This window comes from Cobetia sp., from assembly GCF_983723665.1.
In genome coordinates this window covers 2,802-5,590 of the sequence record NZ_CFDJES010000026.1, presented here as the reverse complement: position 1 = coordinate 5,590, position 2,789 = coordinate 2,802, and the positions used below count along the sequence as shown (strand labels likewise).

Below are 2,789 nucleotides of genomic sequence, written 5' to 3'. Positions count from 1 at the left end.
GGGCGCGCCAGCTGGATCAGGCTCTCGATCAGCGCATCGCTGCCGGCGACGAAGGCGCCGCTGCTGCCGAGCGCCTTGCCCAGGGTGCCGACCAATACCGGCACGTCAGCCAGTGGGGTATCGCGCCCGACCAGTCCTTCGCCATGCTCGCCCAGCACGCCCAGTCCGTGGGCATCATCGATCATCAGCCAGGCGCCGTGCCGGGCGCAGGCCTGGCTCAGGCCCGCGATATCGGCGCAGTCGCCATCCATGCTGAACACGCCATCGCTGATCACCAGCGTGTCATCGGCCCGGGAGCGCGCCAGCTGGTGCTCGAGGTCCTCGATATCGCGATGATGGAAGCGACGCGAGCGAACGGCAGTGGTGCCGGAGGACGCCAGGCGCGCGCCATCGAGGAGGCTGGCGTGATTGAGGCGATCATGGAAGATCTCGAGGCTGCGACCGGCCTCGCGCGAGGCGCTCGCCAGTGCATCGATCACGCCCAGATTGGCCATGAAACCGGTGGAGAACAGCAACGCGCGTGGCCGTCCGGTCAGCTCGGCCAGACGAGCCTCCAGCTGGTGGTGGGCGCTCTGGTGGCCATTGACTAGGTGAGCGCTGCCGCTGCCGACACCGAATTCACGCGCCGCGCGACAGCCGGCCTCGACCAGCGCCGGGTGGTTGGCCAGCCCCAGATAGTCGTTGGCGGTGAAGTTGAGCAGCGGGCGCATTCCTGCACCGGCTTCCTGCCCGGCGAGGTTGACGTGGGGCCCCTGTGGCGAATCCAGCGTCAGGCGCCGGCGATAACGGCCGACCCGCTCACGCTGAGTGAGCAGGTCCTCCAGATGCGTGAAGCTGGCGCTGGACTGAGGGCTTAAGCGCGCGCTGGCGGGCGTGTCGGTGGCCACGAGCGATCACACCACCAGGCCGCAGGGCTTGCGCTCGCGCACCTGGCCTTCGCTGCTGGCGGGCGTCGCCTCGCGCGTGGCGTCATAGAACAGGCTGCCCTCGACATTGGCACGTGCCTGTTCTTCCATGGCGGCCTTCAGGGCGGCTTCGCGCACTTCGTCGCTGGCGACTTCCTGGCGGGTCTCCGGGTGCAGGCCGAGGCGCTCGAACAGCTCGCGGTCACGGTTGGCCTGCGGGTTGCCGGTGGTCAGCAGACGCTCGCCATAGAAGATGGAGTTGGCGCCGGCGAGGAAGGCCAGTGCCTGGGTGGAATCGTCCATCTGCTCGCGGCCGGCGGACAGGCGCACGTGACTCTTCGGCATCATGATGCGCGCCACGGCGATGGCGCGGATGAACTCGATGGGATCGAGGTCATCGACATTCTCCAGCGGCGTGCCCGCCACCTTGACCAGCATGTTGATCGGCACCGATTCCGGCTGCGGCTCCAGATTGGCCAGCTGACGCAGCAGGCCGGCGCGGTCGGTGGTGGTCTCGCCCATGCCGAGGATGCCGCCGGAGCACACCTTCATGCCGGCTTCGCGCACGCTGGCCAGGGTGTCCAGGCGCTCGCTGTAGCTGCGCGTGGTGATGATCTCGCCGTAGTACTCCGGTGAGGTGTCCAGATTGTGGTTGTAGTAGTCGAGGCCGGCATCCGCGAGCTTTCTGGCCTGATCGGTATCGACCATGCCCAGCGTCATGCAGGTCTCGAGTCCCAGCGACTTCACCTGACGCACCATCTCGGTGACCACTTCGAGGTCGCGCTCACGCGGGCTCTTCCAGGCCGCGCCCATGCAGAAGCGGCTGGCGCCGGCGTCCTTGGCGGCACGCGCCTGCTCGACCACCTTCTCGATCTCCATCAGCTTTTCCTTGCCAAGGCCGGTGTTGTAGTGGCCGGACTGCGGGCAGTACTTGCAGTCTTCCGGGCAGGCGCCGGTCTTGATCGACAGCAGGGTGGAGACCTGTACCGCATTCGGGTCGAAGTGCTGGCGGTGCACCTGCTGGGCACGGAACAGCAGGTCATTGAAGGGCAGGGCGAACAGCGCCTCGATTTCCGCGACGCTCCAGTCATGGCGTACCACGCTGTCATCGGCAGGCGCAGGGATATTCGTGGCTTGTGTGGTCACGCGGGAGGCTTCTACGGTCATGAGCTTGAGGTCCTTCATCAGGCGGGCAGAGCGAGAGCGCGCTGAGCCGTTCATCCGTGGGTGAGTCCGGGAGTCGGCAGCCGAGCTGGCAAGTGGCCAGTCAACGCATCGAGTAAGGTCAGGTTAACTGAGATGATAGAGTTTCCGCGGGCGCTGTCAACGATGAGAACTCTGCTGGTTGACCACTGGCAGCTGTCGCGACCCTGCGCCTTCTGTCAGCGTCAGCTGACGACAGCCATGCCCGGCGCGACCGAACGGCAGAGCGCTTCAGTTTCACCTCCCCCTTCATTTTCCTCTCTAGCGACTCGCTCGCGTCATGAGCGAGAGCTGTCATCGCGCCGCGAGTGGTGCGACGCCTGCGAGGCGAGAATCGCGCGCAATCAGCATGCCTGTCCGCGCTGTGCTGAGCCTGTCGCCTCATTGGCATTGAGTCAGCAGGCCTGTGCGCGGTGCCTGTCGTCACCGCCTGCCTTTGCACGCTGCTTTGCGCCGCTGCGGTATGAAGGGTTGCTGGCGGGGCTGTTCCAGCGCTACAAGGACCAGCATCAGCGCCGCGCTGGGCGACTGCTGCGCCAACTCATGCAGCGGGAGCTTGCGCACTTCTGTCGCGAGTGGCGCCAAGCGCATCCTCACGGCGCAGTGCTGCTGGTACCGGCAGATGCCTATCGTCGTCGCCAGCGCGGCCATGATGCGCTGGCGGAACTGTGTCGCGGGCTG

At 66.4% G+C, this 2,789-nt stretch carries 3 protein-coding genes; all 3 read right to left on the bottom strand.

What is annotated here, in order from left to right:
- Positions 1-887, bottom strand: an 887-nt coding sequence (locus AC4FAH_RS04480) for an aminotransferase class I/II-fold pyridoxal phosphate-dependent enzyme (protein ID WP_490245697.1), incomplete at its 3' end; no start/stop codon positions are given.
- A 6-nt stretch (positions 888-893) separates the two neighbouring features.
- Positions 894-2,072 carry a biotin synthase BioB gene (gene bioB / locus AC4FAH_RS04475; protein ID WP_215823958.1) on the bottom strand — a complete coding sequence of 393 codons (1,179 nt, stop codon included), beginning with the start codon at positions 2,070-2,072 and terminating at the stop codon, positions 894-896.
- 459 nt (positions 2,073-2,531) lie between these two features.
- Positions 2,532-2,789: hypothetical protein (locus tag AC4FAH_RS04470; RefSeq protein ID WP_490245696.1), on the bottom strand; the 258-nt coding region annotated here is incomplete at its 5' end.

Bases quoted from the DNA above. Each gene is read 5' to 3' on its own strand.
- bioB (WP_215823958.1), bottom strand. From the start codon at position 2,072: ATGACCGTAGAAGCCTCCCGCGTGACCACACAAGCCACGAATATCCCT.